The sequence below is a fragment of the Streptomyces sp. NPDC047117 genome, assembly GCF_040643545.1.
Taxonomy (GTDB): domain Bacteria; phylum Actinomycetota; class Actinomycetes; order Streptomycetales; family Streptomycetaceae; genus Streptomyces.
The window spans coordinates 158,336-181,877 of record NZ_JBEYUN010000015.1; the positions used below are offsets into that span (position 1 = coordinate 158,336).

Genomic DNA, 23,542 nt, shown 5'->3' on the forward strand with positions numbered 1-23,542 from the left:
GCCTACGCGGGCCCACTGACACTCCGCCCGGCCCAGGCCGCCCCGCGGCCGGTCGCACGGTCGTGTCAGGGGGCGTGCAGCGGATTCGGGATCATGCCGTGCACGGCGGCGTGCGGGCGGTGCGGCCGATCACGGTATCCGTCCAGGTGGAGACGGTTGCGGTTGAGGCAGAGCCGTTCGATCTCCGGCGTGAGCAGGTCGAACATGGCGTGCCGCTCCTTGAGGTGCGGGAAGCGCTCGTGGTGGCGCAGGATCTCGGCCCGTACGAGTGACCAGAACTCGCCCTCGGGTACGCCCAGTTGTTCCTCGCACAGCGGCGCCAGATAACGGAACACGCCGACGAACAGCCCGGAATGGATGAACTGGGTGAGGAAGGCGGGCGGTTCGGTGAGCAGGACCTCGCGTACGTCCTCGGGCATGGCGGCCAGTTCCGGCAGCGGCCCGTCGGTCGTGTTGACGTCGTCGACGAAGTCCTTGACCGCGAGGCGGGTGGGGACGTCGTGCGCGTCGAAACAGACGATCGCGTTCTCGCCGTGCGGGGAGAAGACGGTGCCGTACTGGTACAGGAAGTGCAGCAGCGGCGGCAGCAGGGCGGCGAAGAGGTGGCGCAGCCAGGTGCGCGGCGCGAGGCCGGAGCGGTGCACCAGCTCGGCGGTGAGGGCCCGGCCCTGCGGGTCGGTCTGCAGCAGCGAGGCGAGGGTGCGGGCCCGCTCGCCGGGGTCGAGCAGCGGACTGATCGGCTCGCGCCAGATGCAGCCGAGCAACTCCTTGTACTGGTAGGGGACGCCGGGGATGCGGTCGTACAGGGGGTGTTCGACGGTGACGGACGCGGTCTCGCCGAGGAGGATCACGCGGGTCTCGTCGCGGAGGTACGGGTCCGCGTCGCGCAGACCCTGGACCCAGGCGGTGACGGCGGGGGCGGCGAGGGTGCGTTCGGTGGGCAGCCCGCGCCAGACGAGGGTGTTGAGGACGGACAGCGGCAGCTTGACCGTGCGGGCGTGCGGGCGGCTGGTGTTGAGGAAGGTGCGGATGGACTGCTGCGGCAGCCGGAGGTCGTTGTCAGTGGTGAGTGGGACGATGAATTTGGCAGCGATCTGGGGGGCGAAGAGCGGGGCGACGGTCTCGTCCCACTGCCAGGGATGCACGGGGAGGTAGAGGTAATCGACGGGGTCGAGGCCCTGGTCGGTGAGGGTGCGGGCGAAGGCGTCGCGGAGTTCGGGGGTGAGTTCTTCGGAGTACAGGCGGTCGGGGAGGGCCAGCGGGCCGGTGCCGCGGTAGCGGGCCAGGTCGCGGTGGGCGGCGATCCACGGCAGCCGGCAGGGGGTGCGGGCTTCCGGGGCCCAGCGCCCGGCGTCGGCGGCGGAGAAGCCGAGCCGTCCCTTGTTGGCGATCAGCCAGGGGTGCCCGGTCTGGTGGCCTTCGAGGGCCGCGTAGTCGAGATCGGCCAGCTCGGCGGCGGAGACGGCGGTGGCGTCCAGACGGGTATCGGCGGCAAGGGTGGCGGTCAGTTCACGGATGAGGTGGCCGGTGGTGTCACCGCTCAGGCCCAGGACGGTCTCGTGGGCGTGGAAGAGGAAATGCAGGGGGTCGCCGGTGGGCGTGATGGAGTCCGGATCGACGCACCAGTGGCCGTACGCGCCACGCCGGGCGTGGAAGCGGTAGGTGACGTCGGGGGTGAGGGTCAGGCGGTAGCGCGGGGTGCCGCAGGGAGCGGTGCCGTCCGGCTCGGGGGCGATGACCTCCTCGTAGGCCAGTTCCGCGAGGGTCTTGGCGAGGAGGCGGCGGGCGGCATGCTGCCAGGCGGCGTCGGACGGGCCGGCCGGGACCGGCGGGCGGATCGGACCGGATCGGTCGGCGGCACCCGTCGGGTCCGTGACGTGCGACGGGTCGGTGGGGCCGGCGGTATGGGCGGGCTGGGCGGACGGTGACAAGGCTGGCTCCTCGGGGCTCGGCGTGAGCGGCATAAGGGAATTCGCAGCGGGTCGTTGTCGGAGGGAGCGGATACGGGGAGAACGTGTCCGGAGGGGGCCGGGGTCCGGGGCCGGTGCCGGGTCACAGGACGGTGCGCAACGCGCGGTCGCGGATCATCAGAGCGGCGCGCTTGTCGGGCAGGTCGGTCTCCGCGGCGAAACGGAACCCGCCACTGAGGAAGGCTGCCACGGAGGGGGTGTTGCGCAGGTCGGGTTCGGCCACGATCCGGCCGCACCGGGGCCGGTGGTCCAGGATGAGGTCGGCGGTGGCCCGCAGCAGGGCCGCGCCCAGGCCCCGGCCGCGGTCGGCCACGCCGCCGATGAGCAGGTGGATGCCGGTGTCGTGCGGGCGGGCCGGGTAGTAGCGGGCGAGCGGGTCGAGGTCGGCTCGGTAGATCTCCCAGTAGCTCATGGGGACGCCGGCCAGTACGCCCAGGCAGGGCACGCTGCGGCCGTCACCGTCGAGCTGCGTGCGCAGGTGGGCGGCGGTCCTGCCGGGCGGCCCCGCCAGTTCCCAGAAGGCGGCCACGGCGGGGTCGTTCATCCAGCCGGAGATCAGCGAGAGGTCGCGCTCCAGCCGTACCGGTACGAGCTGAAAGGGCCCGGCCGGGGTCTCGGCGGGCCCCCACCCGGCGAGCGCGTCCAACAGCGGCCCGGACGCCGGGTCACCGGGCCGCACCCGGGGCGCTACGTCCTGGGCACCGAGGGCAGCCGGCTCGGGCGGCAGCACGAGGTCGAGAGTGTCGCCCGAGCTGTCGCGGCGGCCGGGCTCGCCGGGGGTGGGGACACCGGCGGAGGCACCGGTGGCAACCCCGGCGGGGGCACCGGTGGGGGCCGCGGCCGGGGAGGAAGGCGGTTCGACAGGGGGCACGGCGGGTGCTCCTCTCGTGGCCTCGTGGGGGCGGGTTGCCGTGGCCGCTGGGGTCACGTGACGAGCGGGTTGGGGAGGGTGACGTACACGGACTGGGTGTCGACCGGGCCGACCAGTTCGTCCAGGCCGTGCAGCCGGGTGAGCAGGTTGGCCTTGCACCGCAGGGCCGGCGCGCCGAGGAGGTGCGCGGCGAGCGGCGAGCGGTGCTCCTTCGGCTCGGTGGCGGCCGAGGCCAGGAACCGCCGGAACGCCGCGAGGAGTACCCCCTCGTCCGCCAGCTTCTGAGCGCCGAACGCGCCGATCAGGCCGAGGACGTTGTTGATGCCGAGGTAGTACGCGAAGCGCTCGTCGGTGACGTCGTCGGGGACGAACGTGTCGCTCTCGACGCCGATGCCGGGCAGCCGCCGGTCCAGCTCGGCGCGCCGGGACTCGCGGAAGTAGTACCCCTGATTGTCGCGGTACCGGCCGCCCACCGGCCAGCCGTCGGCGTCGAGCATGACGAGGGTGTTCTGCTGGTGTGCCTCCAGGGCGACGCCCGCGGTGCCGTCGAGCCAGAGGACGGGGCGTACGACGGTGTGGAGGTAGCGCAGGAACCACTCGGCGGCGACGGCCCCGGTGGGCCGGCCGGTGCGCGCGGTCAGCGTGCCGATGAGGTCGGCGAGGCGCGAACGCAGGCCGTCGTGGCCGGGCCAGGGCCGCGGAGAGGTGAGCCCCGCGACGCACACGGCGTCGTCGGCCGGTCCGAAGGGGTTGTGGCGCAGCACGACGTCGAGGCCGCGGACGGGAGTGCCGTCGGTACCGGTGACGGCGAGCCAGGCCGGGTCGCGGATGACGTCGAAGCCCGGGTGCGCCGCGCGCCACTGCTCGGCGAGGCCGCTGCGGAGCAGGCGGTGCACCTCGACACCGCGCTGGAGTTCCTTGCGGAGGTTCTCCCGCCGCGAGTTGGTGATCCGGAGCCCGAGGGAGAGCTTGAGCATGGCGTCCGCGCCGGGGCAGTGGACGGTGCGTACGGAGGACGTGGGGTGCCAGTGCGCGCCGTGCGCGCCGAGGTCGTGCAGCAGACCGGCCTCCAGGAGGGCGGCGGCCTCGGGGCGGTGCCGTACCTCGCGGGCCTGCCAGGGGTGCAGCGGCAGCAGGGCGCTGCCCTCCGGGACGGCCGGCCCTTCGCCGGCGAGACCGGCGAGGCCGGCGGTGAGGTGGTCGGCCGGAACGGCGCGGCCGCGGGCGGTCCAGGCGGAGTCCATGGCCAGCACGGACCGGTCCACGGCCAGCCAGTGCAGCCGGAAGGAGCCGCGCAGCTCCGGTGAGTACGCGTGGATCTCCCCCTCGGACAGCCCCTCGCGGCTCTTGGGGGTGGGGTGCAGCGGGTGCCCCAGGATCAGCGACTGCTCGCCTTCCAGGAAGCGGTCGCCGTGCGGGGTGGCGGGGTGGTCCCGCCGCTCGCCGAGGATGACGGCGGTGCAGCGTACGGAGTTCGCCACCCGGCCGATCAGCTCGGCGGCGTCCTCGGCGGAGCCGCCCGAACCGGGAGCGGTGGCGCCCGAACCGGGAGCAGGGGTGCCCGAATCGGGAGCGGTGGTGCGGGAGTGCTCGTTGGCCGAGCCGTTGAGATGCGCCGGTGCGTGCGCGGTCGTGCCACGTGGCGCCGGTGCGTGCGCGCTCACGCCGTTGACCGCCGGGCCGTCGGAGGCCGGCGTCTCCCACGGCTCTCCGCCGTCCACCGCTCCGCCGTCCGCCGCGCTGCCGTCCACCGCTCCGCCGCCGACCGCTCCGCCGCCGACCGCTTCGCGGCGGAGCAGGGCGGCGAGGGTGACGGCGTCCACGGGCGGCGCGCCGGCCGGGGCCTGCTCCAGTACGGGCGGGCCGAAGCGGTGGCAGCCGGTGGCCGACCAGTAGCGGACCGGGATGCCGAGGACGGTACCGCTGGCGGCGAGCGGCAGCCGGAGGTGGGCGCCGGCCGGCCGCGGGACGCCGTTCTCCCGGATCCAGCAGCGCAGCAGGTTCTCGACGCCCGCCGCGTCCGCGGCCACCGCCGGGTCGGGGTGCTCCAGCGGGTCGGGGCCCTCCTCGGGGCCCGCCACGGGACCGGCCGCGGGGCCGGGCAGGGACATGGCGCCGGGCAGCGACGTGGCACCGGTGCGCGCGGCCACATCGGCGGCCACATCGATGGCCATCCCACCGCCTCCGTCGGCACTCGCCGGCAGGCCCGCCTCGCAGACGTGGCCGATGCGTCGTGCCTGACGGGGGACGCTGGGTTCGTCGGCCGGCGGCGTGCTCGCCGCCCCGTCACCGTCTTCGCCGGGGCCGCGCCGTACGTCGGGCTGCGGCGCGGCTCCGTCGTCGCCGGGGCCGGTCGCCGCGCGGCCGCCCCGGGGGGCCGTCGCGGCGGAGTCCGGTGAGTCCGTTGCGTTCGCCGGGGGCGCGGCGGCATCGGGGCCGTCGGCCGGTGACGGTGCGTGCTGTGCCGCGTCCGCCGGGTTCTCGGCCGTGGGGGCTGCGTCCGGGGAGGGGCCGGTCGGCCCGTTCGTCGCAGGGCCAAGGCGTTCGGTCATGGGGTGGTGCCTCGCATCGTGGGGAGGGGGGTGCCCGCGGATCCGGGAGTGGAACGGACCGCCGCCGCGATGGCGTCGGCGAGGCGGTCGAGTACGGCGTCGGCCTGTTCGTCGGTGAGGGTGAGCGGCGGGAGCAGGCGTACGACGGCGGATCCGCGCCCGCCCAGCTCCACGATCAGGCCGCGGTCGAGGCACTGCTGCTGGACCTCGGCGGCGAGCCGGGAGCCGGGCGGCGGCGCGCCGTCGGAGCCCACGGGGCCCTCCGCGTCGACCAGTTCCACGCCGAGCATCAGGCCGCGGCCGCGTACGTCGCCGATGCAGTCGTGGTGCGCGGCCAGGCCGCGCAACCGTGCGAGCATCCGTGCGCCCAGTTCGGCGGCGTGGTCGGCGAGGCCGTTCTCGCGTACGTACGCCAGTGTCGCGGCGCCCGCCGCCATGGCGAGCTGGTTGCCGCGGAACGTGCCGGCGTGCGCGCCGGGCCGCCAGGTGTCCAGCTCCTCGCGGTAGACGATCACCGCGAGCGGCAGGCTGCCGCCGATGGCCTTGGAGAGGACGAGGACGTCGGGGACGATACCGCTGTGTTCGACGGCCCAGAAGGCGCCGGTACGGCCGACGCCGGTCTGCACCTCGTCGACGATGAGCGGGACGTCGTGCGCCGCGGTGATCTCGCGCATCCGCCGCAGCCAGCTGTCGGGGGCGGGGATCACGCCGCCCTCGCCCTGCACGGGCTCCAGGATCATGGCCGCCGGACGCGGCACACCGCTCTTGGGGTCGGCGAGGGCGTTCTCCGCCCAGCGCGCGGACAGTTCGGCGCCGCGCTCGGCGGCCTCCGGTCCCCCGCCGTCGGCGGCTTCCCCGGTGTCGCGTCCGCCGCCGGTCCCGAAGGGGCAGCGGTAGGCGTACGGATACGGGAGACGGGTCACGGAGGTGTCGCGCGCGCCCCCGGACGCGGCGAGCGCCCCGGCAGTCATGCCGTGGTACGCGCCGGTGAAGGCCATCAGACCGCTGCGGCCGGTCGCGGTCCGTACGAGCGTCAGCGCGGCCTCGACGGCGTCCGTGCCGGCCGGGCCGCAGAACTGCACCTTCCCGTGCTCGGCCAGCTCGCGCGGCAGGGTGGCGAACAGCTCGCTGGTGAAGGCGTCCTTCACGGGGGTGGCGAGGTCCAGGACGTGCAGCGGGGCGCCGGAGTCCAGGACGGCGCGGATCGCTTCGAGCACGACGGGGTGGTTGTGTCCCAGCGCCAGGGTGCCGGCGCCGGAGAGGCAGTCGAGGTAGCGGCGGCCGTCCGCGCCCTCGATCGTCAGCCCGCGGGCGCGGACGGGGACGACGGGCAGCGAACGCGCGTATGTGCGGGCGGCGGATTCGCGGAGCGACTGCCTCCGCAGGATCTGCTCATGGGCCAGCGGCGGTGCCATCGGCGGAGGCTGGGTCAAGGCCACGGCGGTGTTGTCCTCCTGCTGTTCAACGGGCCACCGGGGCGCCTCGCGGCGCCTGTGGCCGGCTGTGTGGGCCGTCCCGTGAACACGGACCGGCCGTCCCCCGTACGTACCAACGACGTCACGGGCACCGGATCACGGCCTCGGCAAAGATCCTTGACGACCGGAACCGCGGACCCGCTCGGTGCCGTCCCCCACGGCACCGGCATAGTGGGGCTCTGCATTCCGGACCGGCCACAGGAACCGGCGGAACGGTCCGAACAAGTCCATATCGATCGCCGACGGTTGCCGAGCGGCCGCCTTACGGCCGCCGCGGTCGCCGAAGCGGTCACCGAACACACCCAGGGGGAATCCACTCATGCGATCCATCCGCCCGTCCGCCGCCCGGTCGCGTGCCGGCCGGAGAACCACGCGCCGCGTCCGCCCGGCCGTCGCCGCGGCCGCGCTGGTCGGCGCGCTGGCGCTGACCGCGACCGCCTGCGGCCCCTCGGAGAGCGACGCCGGTGCGCAGCCGGACCAGTCCTCCGTGGAGCAGCCGGGCGGGGACAAGCTGAAGATCCCCAAGGAGCTGCAGGACAAGCTCAAGGACCTCGGCGTGAACCTGGACGACTGGAAGCACGGCGAGTGGAAGAACTGGGACAAGGACAAGTGGCTGCGTGAGGCGGGCCAGTTCGTCAACCCCTACATCAAGGGGCTGTGGGACCCGGACCGCATGAAGGACGCCGAGCAGCCCGACAAGCCGGTCGAGCCGGAGGACATCTCCGGAGACCAGGGCGTCACCGACCCCGAGCCGGCGCCCGTGAAGGCGCAGCCGGTGTCCGCGCCGTACAGCACCAACGCGCCCGGCGTCGGCAAGGTGTTCTTCGACAGCCCCGAGGGCTCGATGGTCTGCTCCGGCGCCGTGGTCGAGGACCCGGCGAACCCGGGCAAGTCGAACCTGGTGTGGACGGCGGGCCACTGCGTGCACGCGGGCAAGAGCGGCGGCTGGTACCGCAACATCGCGTTCGTGCCCTCGTACAACGACAGCGGCAGGTCGGCGGCCGAGCTGCAGGGCGCCACGAAGGAACAGCTGGCCCCGAAGGGCGTGTTCTGGGCCGACGCCGCGCAGACCTCGGAGCAGTGGATCGACCAGGGCGCGAAGACCGGCGGCCAGGGCGCGCCGTACGACTTCGCGGTGCTGCACGTGAAGCCGGAGGCGGGCAACACCAAGTCGCTGGAGGAGACGGTCGGCCAGGCCTACCCGGTGCAGTTCAACGCGCCGGCCGTGCCGAGGATCCCGTCGATGACCGCGCAGGGCTACCCGGCGGCGAAGCCGTTCGACGGCCAGACGCTGCAGGAGTGCCCGTCGAAGCCCGGCCGGCTGTCGCTGGAGACCGCGCAGCCGACGATGTACCGCATCGGCTGCACCATGACCGCGGGCTCCTCCGGTGGTCCGTGGTTCGCCAAGGACCAGCAGGGCCGGACCGCGCTGGTGTCCAACACCTCGATCGGGCCGGTGACGGCCGACTGGCTGGCCGGGCCGCACCTGGGCGCGGAGGCCAAGGGCGTGTACGAGGCGGTCAGCAAGAAGTTCGCCGGCCGGTGACGGCCACGGCGTCCCTCTAGCGGACATGCGCGAGGGCCCGCTCCCCGGGTGTGGGGAGCGGGCCCTCGTCGTGCGTACGCCCCTACGGGCGCGGGCGCGTCAGCTCCTTGCGGCCGCCGGCACGTACGGCTGCAGCTCCGCGGCCAGCTCCTCGTGGACGCGGGCCTTGAGGACCGTGCCCTCCGCGGTGTGCTCCTCGGAGATCACCTCGCCCTCGGCGTGCGTCCGGGAGACCAGCTGACCGTGGGTGTACGGGACCAGCGCCTCGATCTCGACGCTGGGCCGCGGCAGCTCCTCGTCGATCAGCGCGAGCAGCTCGTCGATGCCCTGGCCCGTACGGGCCGAGACCAGCATGGCGCGCTTCTCCTGGCGCAGCAGGCGCTGGAGCACCAGCGGGTCCGCCGCGTCCGCCTTGTTGACGACCACGATCTCCGGCACGGCGGTCGCGCCGACGTCGCGGATCACCTCGCGGACGGCCGCCAGCTGCTCCTCGGGCACCGGGTGCGAGCCGTCGACCACGTGCAGGATGAGGTCGGAGTCGCCGACCTCCTCCATCGTGGAGCGGAACGCCTCGACGAGATGGTGCGGGAGGTGCCGTACGAAGCCGACGGTGTCGGCGAGGGTGTACAGCCGGCCGCTGGGCGTCTCGGCCCGCCGGACGGTCGGGTCCAGGGTGGCGAACAGGGCGTTCTCCACCAGGACACCGGCGCCGGTGAGGCGGTTGAGCAGCGAGGACTTGCCCGCGTTGGTGTAGCCGGCGATGGCGACCGAGGGGACCTTGTTGCGGCGGCGCTCCTGGCGCTTGGTGTCGCGCCCGGTCTTCATCTCCGCGATCTCCCGGCGCATCTTCGCCATCTTCTCGCGGATCCGCCGACGGTCCGTCTCGATCTTGGTCTCACCGGGACCACGGGTGGCCATGCCGCCGCCCGTCGAGCCGGAGCCACCGCCACCCATCTGCCGGGACAGCGACTGACCCCAGCCGCGCAGCCGGGGCAGCATGTACTGCATCTGTGCCAGCGAGACCTGCGCCTTGCCCTCTCGGGACTTGGCGTGCTGGGCGAAGATGTCGAGGATCAGGGCGGTCCGGTCGACCACCTTGACCTTGACGACGTCCTCCAGGTGGATCAGCTGGCCGGGGCTCAGCTCACCGTCGCAGACCACGGTGTCGGCGCCGGACTCCAGCACGATGTCGCGCAGCTCCTGCGCCTTGCCGGAGCCGATGTACGTGGCCGGGTCCGGCTTGTCGCGGCGCTGGACCACACCGTCCAGCACCATGGCGCCCGCGGTCTCGGCCAGGGCGGCCAGCTCCGCGAGGGAATTCTCCGCGTCCTTGACCGTCCCGGAGGTCCAGACACCGACCAGCACCACGCGCTCCAGGCGCAGCTGCCGGTACTCGACCTCGGTGACGTCCTCGAGCTCGGTGGAAAGGCCCGCCACACGGCGCAGTGCCGCGCGCGCGGAGCGGTCGTACTGGTCGCCGTCACGCGCCCCGTCGATCTCGTGGCTCCAGGCGACGTCCTCTTCCATCAGGGCGTCGGCCCGAAGGCTCTCGTGGAGGCGCTGTCGGTCCTGCTGAGGAAGGGAAGAAGAGGAGGTCATTTGATCCTTTGTGTCGTTGGGACGTCCCGGGATCGGGCCTGCGGGGCCCGGGGACTCTCGATCGTGACAACGTCCGGACGTCCCGGGAGATTCCCGGCGGTCCCGGCGTCGGCCCGTCGATGGTCGCACGGCGGGTGAGGCCCGTCACGCGACTTTTCCTGCCCTGCCATTGTCCCTGGTGAGCGGGGCGGGACCGGCCCCGGGGTCAGGAGGAGTGCGCCTTCGCGGGGCCCGGCTCCTTCTGGTCCTTCTTGACGTGCCAGTCCGGGTGGCCGGGCATCGGCGGGGTGCGGGTGTCGTAGAGCCAGGCGCGCAGGAAGCCGGACAGGTCCTTGCCGTGGATGCGGGAGGCCAGCGCGGTGAAGTCGCCGGTGTCCACGACGCCGTCGCGGTGCTGTGCGAACCAGGCGCGCTCCAGGCGGTCGAAGGCGGCGGCGCCCATCCGCTCCCGCAGCGCGAAGAGGACGAGCGCGCTGCCGTCGTAGACCACCGGGCGGAAGATGCCGATCTTCTGGCCCTTCTCGGGGACCTTCGGGGCGGCCGGCGGCCCGCCCGCTGCCCGCCAGGCGTCGGACTGCTCGTAGGCGCGCTTCATGCGCTCCTCCATGGCGGCCGTCCCCTTGCTCGCACGGTCGGCGTAGAGCGCTTCGTACCAGGTGGCGTGCGATTCGTTCAGCCACACGTCGGACCAGGTACGGGGGGTCACGCTGTCGCCGAACCACTGGTGTGCCAGCTCGTGCACCATCAGTGACTCCACGTACCAGGCCGGGAGCTTGTCGGTGGTGAAGAGGTGCTTCTCGAAGAGCGACAGCGTCTGGGTCTCCAGCTCGAAGCCGGTCGAGGCGTCGGCCAGCAGGACGCCGTACGTCTCGAACGGATAGCGGCCCACCTGGCGCTCCAGCCAGGAGATCTGCCCGGGCGTCTTCGCGAGCCAGGGCTCCAGCTTCTTGCGCGCGTCGGCCGGTACGACGTCCCTCAGGGGCAGCCCGTGCGGGCCCTGACGACGGACGACGGCGGACTTCCCCAGGGAGACCTGGGCCAACTCGGTGGCCATCGGGTGCATCGAACGGTACGTCCACGTGGTGGCGGGGCCGCGGGCGCTGCGCCCCAGGGGCAGGCCGTTGGCGACGGCCGTGATGCCACGGGGAGCGGTGATCCGGAAGGTGAAGGCGGCCTTGTCCGAGGGGTGGTCGTTGCTGGGGAAGACGCGGTGCGCGGCGTCCGCCTGGTTGGCCATCGCGAGCCCGTCGCCGGTACGGATCCAGCCGCCGTCCTTGCCCCCCTTGGGGTTGCTGGTGTGCCGCACCACGATGCGCATGGCCTGACCGGGCCCGACGGGGTGCGCCGGGGTCACCACGAGGTCCTCGCCGTGCGTGGCGTGGCGTGCGGGGGCGCCGTTGACCTCCACGGACCGCACGGTGCCGCGGGCGAAGTCGAGGTTGACGCGGTCCAGGTGGTCGGTGGCCCGAGCGGTGAGGGTGGTGACGGCGTCCAGCGGGACGTCGTTCCGCCCGGAGTACTTCAGGGCGATGTCGTACGCGTCGACGTCGTAGCCGGGGTTGCCGAGGTGCGGGTAGAGGCGGTCGCCGATCCCCCGGGGGCCGGGCTCCGGCGCGCCCGCCGCGAGGAGGGCGCCGACGGCCAGCACGGCCGGGACGGCACGGCGGGCGGCCACGAGGCGGCGCGGGGCGGCGGGGCGCGGCTGGTCCGGCGCCTGGCGGGTGGGGAACGCGGTACGGCGGGACGTAAAGGGCATGCGTTACCGCTACCAGCACGGCAACCCGCGAGAACGGCGGCGCGGCAGCGCGGCACCCGAATGAGCGGTTCCGCCCACTTCCCGGGCGCGTCGCCGAGAAGCGGCCCACGGGCCCTCAGGAAGCCGCGCCCCGAAGCCGCGCGTCGCCCGCTTCAGAAGCGGAGGGTCGCAGCCGGCTGGTTGCGGCCCGCGCGCAGCACGTCGAAGACGCCCGGCACCTGGCGCATCGCGCGCATCAGGGAGGGCAGTTCCGCGGCGTCCGGGAGGTGCAGCGTGTACGTGTGCCGTACGCGCTGCTCGCGGGGCGGTTCCACGTCCGCGGAGACGACGGCGGCACCCTGCGCGGCGATGACCTCGGTGAGATCGGCCAGCAGGCGGGGCCTGCTGAACGCCTCGGCGAGCAGCGTGACCCGGCAGCCCTGGTCCGGCGCGGCCGAGCGCTGCCACTGCACCCCTACGGGGGCCCGCCCGGCGGCCGCCATCCGGGCCACGGCCGGGCAGAGGGCGCGGTGCACGGTCACGGCGCCGCCGCGTACGGCGAAGCCGGTGACCTTGTCGGGCGGTACGGGGGTGCAGCAGCCGGCCAGCCGGACCGGGGCGTCGGGGAGGTCGGCGACGGCGGGGACGGGCGGCCGCGGCCGGCGCGCCTCGGGGGCCGGACAGCCCTCCTCCTGGTCGCCGGCGCCGCCCTCGGCGGTGGTCTCCGCCTCGTGGCGCGTGGCGCTCTCGTGACGTGTGGCGCTCTCGTGGCGCGGGGCGCTCCCGGCGCCGCCCTCGGGGCGCTCCGCCTCCTCGGCCGCTTCGGGCTCCACGGGCTCCGCGCCCGGGTGGGCGGTGAGCCAGCGGGAGATGGCGAGCCGGGCAGCGGGCGTGCGCGCGTACTCCAGCCACTGCGGGGAGGGGCCGGCCGCGGAGTCAGGGGCCATGAGGAGATGCAGGCTGTCGCCGTCGCGGAGGATCGTCGAGAGGGTCGCCAGGCGGCCGTTGACGCGCGCGCCGATGCAACAGTGCGCCCCGGCTCCGTGGAGTGCGTACGCGGCGTCCACGCAGCTCGCGCCCGCCGGCAGCCGGAACGCACCGCGGTCGCCGGAATCGTCGCCCGCCTCGCGCGCCGCGTCCGCTCCCGCCCCGAAGCCGACGTCCGCGCGGAAGACCGAGATCTCCCGGTCCTCGGCCAGGTCGTCGCGGAGCGAGGTCCAGAACGTGTCCGGGTCCGGCGCGACCCGCTGCCACTCCAGCAGCCGCGAGAGCCAGCCGGGACGAGTCGGGTCCACCCGTTCCCCGTCGGGCGTCTCCGCGCCCTCCTGGGGCCCGAACGGGCCGCCCTCGGCGAGGACGTGCGGGTCGCCCAGCGCGATCACGCCGGCCTCGGCCACCCGGTGCATTCGGTGGGTGCGGATAAGCGTTTCGGCAATGTGGCCGCCCTCGCTCATCACGGCCGTGTGCAAGGACTGGTACAGGTTGAACTTGGGCGCCGCGATGAAGTCCTTGAACTCCGAGACGACCGGCGTGAAGCAGGTGTGCAGCTCGCCCAGGACGGCGTAGCAGTCCGCGTCCTCGGCGACCAGCACCAGCAGTCGCCCCAGGTCCGCGCCGGTCAGCTCGCCGCGCCGTATCCGCACGCGGTGCACGGACACGAAGTGGCGCGGCCGGACGAGGACTTCGGCGTCGATGCCGGCGTCGTGCAGCACCGTGGACATACGTGCGGCGACGGCCGCGAGCGGGTCCGGGCGCTCGGCGTGCCGCAGCACGAGGGTGCGGGTCGCCGCGTACTCCTCGGGGTGCAGGATCGCGAAGACCAGGTCCTCCAGCTCGGTCTTGAGCGCCTGGACGCCGAGCCGCTCGGCGAGCGGGATCAGCACGTCACGGGTGACCTTGGCGATCCTGGCCTGCTTCTCGGGCCGCATCACGCCGAGGGTGCGCATGTTGTGCAGCCGGTCGGCGAGCTTGATCGACATCACCCGGACGTCGTTGCCCGTGGCCAGCAGCATCTTGCGGAAGGTCTCCGGCTCGGCGGCGGCGCCGTAGTCGACCTTCTCCAGCTTGGTGACGCCGTCGACGAGGAAGCGCACCTCCGCGCCGAACTCCTCACCCACCTGATCGAGCGTCACGTCCGTGTCCTCGACCGTGTCGTGGAGCAGGGACGCCGTCAACGCCGTCGTCTCCGCGCCCAGTTCGGCGAGGATGAGCGTCACGGCGAGGGGGTGGGTGATGTACGGCTCGCCGCTCTTGCGCATCTGTCCGCGGTGCGAGGACTCGGCGAGGACGTACGCCCTGCTGAGGACGTCGAGGTCGGCGTCCGGGTGGTGGGCCCGGTGGACCTTGGCGACGTGCTCCAGGGCGTCGGGCAGACCGTCGCGGGGGGCGGGCCCCAGCAGCGCCGCGCGGCCGAAGCGGCGCAGGCCTCTCAGTTCCAGCCGGGGCCGGCCGCGTTTGCGGACCGCAGCCCCTGCCGGGTGAAGCTCTGCGGGCGCACCGCTGGGTTCAGTGGCCTCTGCGCTCATGGGGCACCTCCGGCAGCATCGACCGGCGGCCGGACGCGATCAGGCGGTGACGGCGGTGTCCGGGCCGGTGCTTGATGCTACCGAGCCCATCACGCACCGCTCACCGCCTCTCGCCCAGAGTGAAACGGATCACCCATTCGAGCGAAACATCAGCCACGGCCGTTACCGTCCGAAACCGACTTCCGGGCTCCTTCCGGAGCCGGCCGGGCGCGCCCCTCAGGCGGTGGCCGCGCGCAGCCAGGAGGGGTCGAGCGTGCCCTCGGCGACGATCTCCGCGGGGCCCGTCATCTCCACCGTGCCGTCCGGCAGCTCGGTGATCACCAGGGTGCCGCCGAGGACGTCGACGGTGTACGTGACGGGGCTGCCCGTCACCGAGGGGTCGGCGCCGTCACGGCGGGCGGTGGCCACGGCGACCGCGCAGGCGCCCGTGCCGCAGGAGCGGGTCTCGCCGGAGCCGCGCTCGTGCACCCGCATCGCGACGTGGCGCGGGCCGCGGTCGGCGACGAACTCGACGTTGACCCCGTCGGGGTAAACGTCGGCAGGGCTGAACGGCGGAGCGCTGTACAGGTCACCGGCGTGGCCGAGGTCCTCGACGAAGGCGACGGCGTGCGGATTGCCCATGTTCACGTTGCGGGCGGGCCAGCTGCGGCCGTCGACCGTGACCGTGACCTGCTCCTCGGGCAGCTCGGCGCGGCCCATCACGACGGTGACGTCGCCCGTCGCGCCGCCGGCCGCGTCCTTGGCGAGGTGCACGCGGCGCACCCCGGCGCGGGTGGCGACGGCCAGGTCGCCGGCCTCGACGAGCCCGGCGTGCTGGAGGTAGCGGGCGAAGACGCGGACGCCGTTGCCGCACATCTCGGCGATCGAGCCGTCGCCGTTGCGGTAGTCCATGAACCACTCGGCCTCGTCGGCCATCGCGCGCGCCTCCGGGTGGGCCGCGGACCGCACGACGTGCAGCACCCCGTCGCCGCCGATGCCGGCCCTGCGGTCGCAGAGCCGCGCCACCAGGTCGGCGGGCAGCTCCAGCCGGCCGTCGGGGTCGGGGACGATCACGAAGTCGTTCTCGGTGCCGTGTCCCTTGAGGAAGGCGATGCGCTCGTTGCTCACCCTTGAATCGTACGGGGAAGCACCGACAGCGGCGCCATCGGCACGGGCGGCCCGCCGCGCACCGGGGCGGTGGCTCAGCCTCGGAGCCGGGCCACGCGCCAGATGGCGAGGGCCGCGAGCACCAGGACGACCGCGACGTACACCGCGACCACGCGCCAGTCCGCGCGCCGGCCCGAGCCGCGGGCCGGCAGCCCCGGCCAGGTGTGGCCGACCCGGCGGGCGGCCATCATGCCCCAGCCCGCCGCGCAGCAGCAGAGCAGCAGCCCCAGCATCGCGAAGACGGCGCCGCCGTCCCCGCCGAACTCGAAGGCCAGCGGGAAGGCGAACATCAGTGAGCCGACGGCGGCCAGGCCCACGATGGGCGCGAGCTGCCAGAGACGGAGGCGGCGCGGCGGCCGCAGCTCCCGGAAGGACGCGGCGTCCTCGGCGGGCCGGTCGTCCTCCGCCTGCGCGTCGGGCCCGTCCGAGCCGTCCAGCGCGTCCCCGTCCGCCGGTCCGTCGTCCTCCGGGGCCCGGTGTCCGCCCATGAGCGGATCGTCGTCGAGCGGGCGGTCGTCGGGGGCGATGCGGTCGTGCTCCGGAAGAGCCGCGTCCGCGCCCGGTGCGGGGTCGTCCGCGAAGCGGTCGGCCTCGGGGAGGCCCTCCGCGTCCGAAGGCCCGGGGCCGGCGGCCGGCCCGGGGTCGTCGTCGAGGGCGGGTGCGCGGCCCGGGATCGCCTCCCGTGCGCCGCGCTGTCCTTCGCGCCGCGTCTCCGGCTGTTGCGCTCTGCTGCGAGGGCGGGCCTCCATCGCCAATGCCCTCCCAGTTCCAGACGCCACGGCTCGGTCGATGGTCGATAATGACACGCCCTCAGGGGGCCGGATGACGGCCGGAGCGTCCCGATGCCAGGACGTGATCAGGCTGTGACCGGTCGTTCGAGCAACGCCAGCGCACGGTCCGGAAGTTCCTCGCGGGCGTCCGCCGCGCCGCTGAGCCAGTGGACCCGCGGGTCACGCCGGAACCAGGAGTCCTGCCGGCGCGCGAAGCGCTTGGTGGCGCGCACGGTCTCGGCCCGCGCCTCGTCCTCGGTGCACTCCCCCGCGAGGTACGCCAGCACCTGCTGGTACCCGAGGGCACGGGACGCCGTACGCCCCTCGCGCAGGCCCTGGGCCTCCAGCGCGCGTACCTCCGCCACGAGCCCCGCATCCCACATGCGGTCCACTCGTACGGCGATCCGCTCGTCCAGTTCGGGGCGGTCGACGTCGACACCGATCTGCACCGTGTCGGCGTAGACCTCGCGCTGGTCGCCGGGGCCGGGGAGGTTGGCCGTGAAGGGCCGCCCGGTGATCTCGATGACCTCCAGGGCGCGGACGATGCGGCGGCCGTTGCTCGGCAGGATCGCGCGCGCCGCTTCGGGGTCGGCGGCGGCCAGCCGGGCGTGCAGCTCACCGCTGCCCGCGTGCTCCAGCTCGGCCTCCAGGCGGGCCCGCACCTCGGGGTCGGTGCCGGGGAACTCCAGGTTGTCCAGCGCGCCGCGCACGTACAGGCCGGAGCCGCCCACGAGGACGGCGGTGCGCCCCTGGGCGAGCAGCCGGTCGATCTCGGCACGGGCCAGCCTCTGGTACTCGGCGACGCTCGCCGCCTGGGTGACGTCCCAGATGTCCAGGAGGTGGTGCGGGACGCCGGCCCGTTCCTCCTGGGTGAGCTTGGCGGTGCCGATGTCCATGCCCCGGTAGAGCTGCATGGAGTCGGCGTTGATGACCTCACCGCCGAGATGCCGGGCGAGGGCGACGCCCAGATCGGACTTACCGGCCGCGGTGGGGCCGACGACGGCGATGACCCGCGGAGCGGGAACTGCGTTGTTCACCGAGCCAGTGTGTCAAACCGCGCGGCCGGTTTCGAATGAGTGCCGGACGGTCGGTCCGCCCACAGGCGCAGTGGGGTGAGGTTTGGGCCGCAAGAGTAGGGTAAAGGCCAGGTATGGGCGCTTTCTCACTATGCGTCCTCCGACCAGGGAAGGTGGCTCATGGGCCTGCTGGACAATCTCAAGGCCAAGGCCGGCCTCCTCAAGGGCAAGGCCGGCGACCTCGCGCAGCAGCACGGGGACAAGATCGATCGGGGCCTGGACAAGGCCGGGAGGACGGTCGACGCCAGGACGAAGGGCAAGTACAGCGGCCAGATCGGCACCGGCACGGCCAAGGCCAAGGAGGCCCTGCGCCGGATGTCCGAGGGCCACGGCGAGCACGGTCCGGGCGCGAGCGGCCGGCCCGGCGAGGACCCGGGCACCGGAAAGCGGCCCGGCAACTCCGTGTGAGACCGGGAGAGCCGGACAGCGCGGTGGCCGGGGACCGCACGGTCCCCGGCCACCGTCGTTCATCGGGGGCCGCGCCCCGGTGTCTCCCGTTGCGGGCCGGTCAGGACCACGCCGCCACGAAGTACCCCACGCCGTACGGCGCCTCCTCGTAGAGAAGCGCGCCGTCCAGCCCGGCACCCTCCGCCGCGCCGGCCAGCACCTGCCAGCTGGACCGGCCCGAGACCATGAGCGACTGGGCGGGCTCCTCGTCCAGTGCCCCGAGGGCGGCCGCGTCCGCGGTGCCCAGCATGCGGGCCAGCTCCGCGTCGAACCCTTCGGCGCGCTCGTCGAAGTAGCCGGGCGCCTTGACCGTGCGGCAGGCGCTGCCGTCGCCCATCACGAGCAGGGCCACGCGCTCCGCCGACGCCGCGAGCTGACGTCCGGCGCCGAGGCACCTCTCCGGTTCGAGCGGTTCGCCCACCCCGAGGGCCGACACGGGAACGCCGGGCCGGTCGGCGCGCTCCAGGAGCCAGGCCCCGAGCGCCAGTGAGGGCGGCAGCTGCCGTCCCTCGGCGGCTCCTTCGCCGTCCGGCGCGCCGAGCCGTACGGAGAGGTCCACGCCGAACCCGGAGAACGATCCCGGGGCCCCCTCCTTGAACGCCCCGCGGCCCTCGGGCTCGGCGGGGCCGACGACGACCAGCCGGTCGGCCCGTGCGGCGGCGAGCACGCCGACGGCGTCCGCGCAGGCGGCCCGCAGGCCGTCCAGTTCGGCCGCGGCACCGGCGGCGATCTCGGGGACGAGCAGGGGCGGACAGGGACACAGAGCAGCAGCTACGAGCATGCTCCGCAGCGTATCCCCGCCGCCGCAGGGCATCGGTCCGCGGCCTCCCGGCCGACGCGGGAACCGGCCGCGCGGACGCCTGCGCGGGCGCCTGACGGCCCGGCGGGCGACCGGCGCCTCCCGGTCACCGGGAGTGGCGCCGGAGCCTCAGGAGGTCGGGCAGCAGCCGCCGGCCGGCTCCGCCGGCGCGGGGGCCGGGGCACCCACCGTCGGCAGCCCGAGCATGACGCCGGCGGGCTGCGGCGGAGCGGCGTTGCGGCGCTCCCAGGCGTCGCCGGAGCGGGTCCGGCGGACCGAGACGGCCTCGCCCTCGGCCAGCAGGTGGTGCGGCGCCGCGTACGTGATCTCGACCGTCACCATGTCGCCGGGGCGTACCTCGGCGGCCGGCTTGGTGAAGTGCACGAGGCGGTTGTCGGGCGCGCGCCCCGAGAGGCGGTGCGTGGCACCGTCCTTGCGGCCCTCGCCCTCGGCGACCATGACCTCGACCGTGCGGCCGACCTGCTTCTTGTTCTCCTCCCAGGAGATCTCCTCCTGGAGGGCGACCAGCCGCTCGTAGCGGGCCTGGACGACCTCCTTGGGGATCTGGCCCTCCATCGTGGCGGCCGGGGTCCCGGGGCGCTTGGAGTACTGGAAGGTGAAGGCCTGCGCGAAGCGGGACTCGCGGACCGTGTGGAGGGTCTGCTCGAAGTCCTCCTCGGTCTCGCCGGGGAAGCCCACGATGATGTCGGTGGAGATGGCCGCGTCGGGCATGGCCGCGCGGACCTTCTCGATGATCCCGAGGAAGCGCTCCTGGCGGTAGGAGCGGCGCATGCTCTTCAGGACGGCGTCGGAGCCGGACTGCAGCGGCATGTGGAGCTGCGGCATGACGTTCGGCGTCTCGGCCATGGCGGCGATGACGTCGTCGGTGAAGTCACGGGGGTGCGGGGAGGTGAAGCGGACCCGCTCCAGGCCCTCGATCTTCCCGCAGGCGCGCAGCAGCTTGGAGAACGCCTCGCGGTCGCCGATGTCGGAGCCGTAGGCGTTGACGTTCTGGCCGAGCAGCGTGATCTCGGAGACGCCCTCGGAGACCAGCGTCTCGATCTCGGCGAGGATGTCGCCGGGGCGGCGGTCCTTCTCCTTGCCGCGCAGCGCGGGGACGATGCAGAAGGTGCAGGTGTTGTTGCAGCCCACGGAGATGGAGACCCAGGCCGCGTACGCGCTCTCGCGGCGGGTGGGCAGCGTCGAGGGGAACGCCTCCAGGGACTCGGCGATCTCGACCTGCGCCTCCTCCTGGACGCGGGCGCGCTCCAGGAGGACCGGCAGCTTGCCGATGTTGTGCGTGCCGAAGACGACGTCCACCCAGGGCGCCTTCTTGACGATGGTGTCGCGGTCCTTCTGGGCCAGGCAGCCGCCGACGGCGATCTGCATGCCGGGCCGCGAGGCCTTCTTCGGGGCGAGCTGGCCGAGGTTGCCGTAGAGCTTGTTGTCGGCGTTCTCGCGTACCGCGCAGGTGTTGAAGACGACGACGTCCGCACCGTCGGCGCCCTCGGGCGCTGGCACGTACCCGGCGTCCTCCAGCAGGCCGGCCAGCCGCTCGGAGTCATGGACGTTCATCTGGCACCCGTGGGTGCGCACCTCGTATGTCTTCGCACTCATCTCAATCGACCAGGGTACGTGCTTCCGGAGGCCGTCCGCCCCCTCCGGGGGCATCCCGGAGGGGGCGGACGGGAAGCGGCCGCGGTCAGCGGCTCAGGGGCGGGCCGGCTTCAGTTCGATGTCCTGGTGGATGTCGCCCCGGGAGGGGTCGACCGCCACGAAGCGGGCCGTGGGCGCGTGCGCGGAGCCGGAGGCGATGACGGTGTAGCCGCCGGGCTCCAGGCCGGTGATGCGGTAGCGGCCGCCCACCGCGCGGACGCCGGCGCGGCGCTTGCCGCGGTCGCTGACGACCGTGATCCACGCTTCGCAGCCGCCGGGGTGCTCCGGGCAGTGCAGGGAGCCGCTGACGGTGCACGTGCCGGCCGGGGACGCCGTACGGGCGCCGGGGGCCGCCGAGCGGCCGCGGGGCCCGGCAGCGGGCGCCGGGGCGGCCTCCGCTGCCGGCTCCCGCCGGGCGGCGGGGGTGCCGGCCGTGGCGCCGGAGGACACCGGGACCTGCTTGGCGCCCGGAGCGCCCTCGTACCGGGTGTGCGCCAGCCATGCGGCCAGCGCCGCCTGGGTACGGCGGTCCAGGGTGGAGGCGGCGTGCGTCGTCGGGGCGGCGGACTTCGCGGCCGGGGCGGCCTGCGTGGCCGGGTCCGGCTCCGGGGTCGCGGTGGTGACGGCCAGGCCGCGGTCGTCGGCGTAACCGGCCAGCGCCTCGTCCAGCGCCGCCAGTTCCCGCAGCGCCACGTGGAGGCGGTCGGCGCGGGGTCCGGAGGGAGCGTGCAGCACGCCCTCCAGTTCGCGGATGAGCGGGCTGACCCGTACCCAGGTGCCGTCGGGCTCCCCCGTGGCGAAGCGGTGGTCCAGGGCGTGCAGCGACTCCACGAAAGTGGCGGTGATGCGGTCGACGCGGCCGGCCAGTTCGGGGGCGAGGTCGATGTCGATGTCGGCGGCCGCCGCGAGTGAGCGGGCGTGGCCGGTGGCGGCGGCGAGCAGCGCCAGGCGGTTCTCGGCGCCCCGGCCGCGGACGCCGACCGGCATCCGTACGAGCGGCCGGGCGACGCCGCGCACCTGGTACAGGGCGGCGTCGACGCCGCGGGCGGCGCCGCGCAGCCGGACCGGCGCCGCGGGGTCCTGCCAGCGCTCGGCGACCTGGGAGACCAGGTGTTCCAGCGCGGAGACGTAGCCTCGCTCGGCCTCTTGGGCGATCTTGCGGCTGGAGACGGGGAAGACCAGCGCGGCACAGGCGGTGGCGATGATGATGCCGAGTCCGTTGTCCAGCAGCCGCTCGCTGAGCAGGGTCTCCATGCCGGTGTACGGGGTGGACAGGCCGTAGAGCTGCACGAGGGCGGTGACCAGGCCGGCGACCCAGTAGCCGTACTGGCGCTGCATGCCCCAGGACCCGAAGGTCAGGCCGGCCACGATGACGAGCAGCGTCCAGTAGATGTGGCCGGGGCCGATCAGGCGGAGCAGCAGGACGCCGATGACGGCGCCGACGATGGTGCCCGCCATCCGGTGGCCGAGCTTGCGCAGCCTCTCGTGGGTGGTGTTGGTGCCGAACAGTGTGATCATCACGCCGACCAGGCCCCAGTAGAAGCGCTGCGGGTTGATGGCGTCGGTGATCGGGCACACGATGGCCGCGGCGAGCCCGGCGTGCACGGGAGCGCGCAGGTACGGGACGGCCCGCCGCCAGCCCTTCTCGTTCTGGGCCGCGATCACCCGGCGGGCGACGGCGCCGGTGCCGGCCGGGCGGTTCTGCTCCAGCGCGACCGTGGGCTGGAAGGGCACCTTGGCGCGCGCGGTGGGCGCGTTCCAGCCGAGGTCGAGCCAGTGCGCGAGGGAGTCGGCGAGCGTGTCCAGAAGGTGGCCGACCCGGCGGGCGAGCGCGGCGGCCTCGGCCTCCTCGGCGCCGGTCTCCGGCGCCTCCAGGACGGCGGTGGCCTGCTGCTGGATGAGCTGGGCGGCCGGGCGCAGCGCGTCGGCCCGGCCGAGCGGGGTGTCCCGGGCGATGACCAGGCCCACGACCATGGCCTCCCGCAGGTGCGCCGGCGCCGGGAGGCGGGTGAGCTGCTGCACGCACTGGCCGATGCCCTTCAGGGCCAGCTCGGCGTCGAAGAGGTGGCGGTGCAGGAGTTCCGCGGTGTCGGGGTCGGCGGCGACCTCGGGCTGGGCGAGGCGGCCGTCGATGGTGACGGTGGTGACGTTCAGGCGGCGCAGGCTGCGGCGCATCCGCTTGACGGCGACCTCGTGGTCGGCGTCCGGGTCCAGCGCGTCGGTGGCGGCGTCGGCGACCCTGCGGGCCTCGACGACGAAGGCGCGCTGCGTACGGAGGAGGTCCTCGCGCGGCATCGGGTAGCACAGCGCGAGGCGGGTCAGCAGGATGGCGACGGCGGACACGAGGGCGACGAGGAACATCTCGCCACAGAGGTTCAGCGGGACGTTCGCCATCATGCCGACCATGAAGGCGTTGAAGAGCAGCATGCCGCCCAGCAGCGCCAGGGTGCCGAACCGGGCGAGGAAGAAGGTCACCGCCAGCGCGGCCACCATGATGGTCAGTTCGACCACGCGGTACTGGTGCAGCCAGGCGGCGAGCGGCAGTGCGGCGGAGAACGGGAGCGGCATCCACAGGATGGCGCGGGTCAGCCGCTGCCAGGTGTTCTCGGCGACGGCGAACGCGCTCATCAGGCCCATCATGCCGCCGGCCATCATGCCGAGCATGGCGGGCAGGCCCAGCGCGACCGACATGCCGTAGCCGGTCGCGAGCCCGGTGACCATGGCGACCAGCGTCCGCCACCCGGCCTGCAGCTGGCCGAGTCCGGGGTCGGCGGCGAGCACCCAGTCCCACCAGCGTCTCGGCCCGCCGACGCGCCGGGGCGCGATGGCGCTCTCGTGGGCCGGGTCGCGGCCCTTGCGGCCGTCGGTGATGTCCGGGGTTCCGGTGGCTGGCGTGGTCAACTGACCTCCGGTTCGATGGCGTGCAGCACGGTCGTTACGGCATCCCGGGCGGCGCCCACGGCGCGCTCCGGTTCGTCGACGTTCGAACGCAGCCCTTCGAGGAGGGCGGCGGCCATCCGCTGCCGCGCGCGCTCCAGCAGCTCGCGCCCCGCGGGCGTCAGCGACGTCTCGATGCAGCGCCGGTCGTGGGCGCTGCGCTCGCGCTGGACGAGGCCGCGCTCCTCCAGCTCCTGCAGGACCACGGTGACCCGGGGCTGCGCGATGCCGGTGTACGCGGCGAGTCCGGTGACCCGCCGGGGACCGCCCTCCAGGGCGTCCAGGAGTGAGACGTGCGTACGCGGCAGCCCGAATTCACCGAGCCGGAAGAGTGCCTGGGAGAGCCTGCCGATGCCCCTGAGGAGCCCACGAGCGGCGTTCTCGATGCGCTGTTCGTCGGACGTCGACGATGAATGCATATAGCAATTATATAACAGG

At 74.0% G+C, this 23,542-nt stretch carries 16 protein-coding genes; 2 read left to right on the forward strand and 14 right to left on the reverse strand.

Going from position 1 to position 23,542, the window contains the following annotated elements; all coding sequences use genetic code 11:
• Nucleotides 1-65: 65 nt before the first annotated feature.
• From ABZ840_RS26975 to ABZ840_RS26990, 4 genes are all read right to left on the reverse strand, one after another.
• The gene (locus ABZ840_RS26975; protein ID WP_361563145.1) at nucleotides 66-1,838 is read right to left on the reverse strand and encodes an IucA/IucC family siderophore biosynthesis protein; all 1,773 of its coding nucleotides are present in this window, start codon (nucleotides 1,836-1,838) and stop codon (nucleotides 66-68) included.
• 214 nt (nucleotides 1,839-2,052) lie between these two features.
• Nucleotides 2,053-2,700, reverse strand: a complete 648-nt coding sequence (locus ABZ840_RS26980; RefSeq protein WP_361563147.1) for a GNAT family N-acetyltransferase — start codon at nucleotides 2,698-2,700, stop codon at nucleotides 2,053-2,055.
• Nucleotides 2,701-2,894: 194 nt separating this feature from the next.
• Nucleotides 2,895-4,952, reverse strand: a complete 2,058-nt coding sequence (locus tag ABZ840_RS26985) for an IucA/IucC family protein (RefSeq protein ID WP_361563149.1) — start codon at nucleotides 4,950-4,952, stop codon at nucleotides 2,895-2,897.
• Nucleotides 4,953-5,389: 437 nt separating this feature from the next.
• On the reverse strand, nucleotides 5,390-6,832 hold the full coding sequence (locus tag ABZ840_RS26990; protein WP_361563046.1) for a diaminobutyrate--2-oxoglutarate transaminase family protein: 1,443 nt from the start codon (nucleotides 6,830-6,832) through the stop codon (nucleotides 5,390-5,392).
• Between the two features lie 355 nt (nucleotides 6,833-7,187).
• On the opposite strand from ABZ840_RS26990, the gene ABZ840_RS26995 reads away from it, so the two are divergent.
• On the forward strand, nucleotides 7,188-8,414 hold the full coding sequence (locus ABZ840_RS26995; protein ID WP_361563048.1) for a hypothetical protein: 1,227 nt from the start codon (nucleotides 7,188-7,190) through the stop codon (nucleotides 8,412-8,414).
• A gap of 99 nt (nucleotides 8,415-8,513) precedes the next feature.
• Here the strand turns inward: ABZ840_RS26995 and hflX are convergent, their stop codons facing one another.
• The 6 genes from hflX to miaA form a co-directional block, all read right to left on the reverse strand.
• Nucleotides 8,514-10,013 carry a GTPase HflX gene (gene hflX / locus ABZ840_RS27000; RefSeq protein ID WP_361563050.1) on the reverse strand — a complete coding sequence of 500 codons (1,500 nt, stop codon included), beginning with the start codon at nucleotides 10,011-10,013 and terminating at the stop codon, nucleotides 8,514-8,516.
• 205 nt (nucleotides 10,014-10,218) lie between these two features.
• Nucleotides 10,219-11,769 carry a M1 family metallopeptidase gene (locus ABZ840_RS27005; RefSeq protein ID WP_361563052.1) on the reverse strand — a complete coding sequence of 517 codons (1,551 nt, stop codon included), beginning with the start codon at nucleotides 11,767-11,769 and terminating at the stop codon, nucleotides 10,219-10,221.
• Nucleotides 11,770-11,921: 152 nt separating this feature from the next.
• The gene (locus ABZ840_RS27010) at nucleotides 11,922-14,273 is read right to left on the reverse strand and encodes an HD domain-containing protein (protein WP_361563054.1); all 2,352 of its coding nucleotides are present in this window, start codon (nucleotides 14,271-14,273) and stop codon (nucleotides 11,922-11,924) included.
• Nucleotides 14,274-14,489: 216 nt separating this feature from the next.
• A complete protein-coding gene (gene dapF / locus ABZ840_RS27015; RefSeq protein ID WP_361563056.1) occupies nucleotides 14,490-15,380 on the reverse strand; it encodes a diaminopimelate epimerase in 891 nt (296 codons plus the stop codon).
• A 74-nt stretch (nucleotides 15,381-15,454) separates the two neighbouring features.
• The gene (locus ABZ840_RS27020; RefSeq protein ID WP_361563151.1) at nucleotides 15,455-15,907 is read right to left on the reverse strand and encodes a hypothetical protein; all 453 of its coding nucleotides are present in this window, start codon (nucleotides 15,905-15,907) and stop codon (nucleotides 15,455-15,457) included.
• Between the two features lie 368 nt (nucleotides 15,908-16,275).
• Entirely contained in the window at nucleotides 16,276-17,226 is a 951-nt protein-coding gene (miaA, locus tag ABZ840_RS27025; protein WP_361563058.1) for a tRNA (adenosine(37)-N6)-dimethylallyltransferase MiaA, read from the reverse strand.
• Nucleotides 17,227-17,385: 159 nt separating this feature from the next.
• On the opposite strand from miaA, the gene ABZ840_RS27030 reads away from it, so the two are divergent.
• Nucleotides 17,386-17,673 carry an antitoxin gene (locus ABZ840_RS27030; RefSeq protein WP_361563060.1) on the forward strand — a complete coding sequence of 96 codons (288 nt, stop codon included), beginning with the start codon at nucleotides 17,386-17,388 and terminating at the stop codon, nucleotides 17,671-17,673.
• A gap of 100 nt (nucleotides 17,674-17,773) precedes the next feature.
• On the opposite strand, the gene ABZ840_RS27035 is transcribed toward ABZ840_RS27030, so the two are convergent.
• From ABZ840_RS27035 to ABZ840_RS27050, 4 genes are all read right to left on the reverse strand, one after another.
• Nucleotides 17,774-18,493 carry a class III extradiol dioxygenase subunit B-like domain-containing protein gene (locus ABZ840_RS27035; protein ID WP_361563062.1) on the reverse strand — a complete coding sequence of 240 codons (720 nt, stop codon included), beginning with the start codon at nucleotides 18,491-18,493 and terminating at the stop codon, nucleotides 17,774-17,776.
• A gap of 147 nt (nucleotides 18,494-18,640) precedes the next feature.
• Nucleotides 18,641-20,128: a tRNA (N6-isopentenyl adenosine(37)-C2)-methylthiotransferase MiaB gene (gene miaB / locus ABZ840_RS27040; RefSeq protein ID WP_361563064.1), complete on the reverse strand. Its 1,488-nt coding sequence runs from the start codon at nucleotides 20,126-20,128 to the stop codon at nucleotides 18,641-18,643.
• Nucleotides 20,129-20,221: 93 nt separating this feature from the next.
• Nucleotides 20,222-23,068, reverse strand: a complete 2,847-nt coding sequence (locus ABZ840_RS27045) for an FUSC family protein (RefSeq protein ID WP_361563066.1) — start codon at nucleotides 23,066-23,068, stop codon at nucleotides 20,222-20,224.
• A complete protein-coding gene (locus ABZ840_RS27050) occupies nucleotides 23,065-23,523 on the reverse strand; it encodes a MarR family transcriptional regulator (protein ID WP_361563068.1) in 459 nt (152 codons plus the stop codon). The genes ABZ840_RS27045 and ABZ840_RS27050 overlap by 4 nt, the downstream gene beginning before the upstream one ends.
• Nucleotides 23,524-23,542 lie beyond the last annotated feature (19 nt).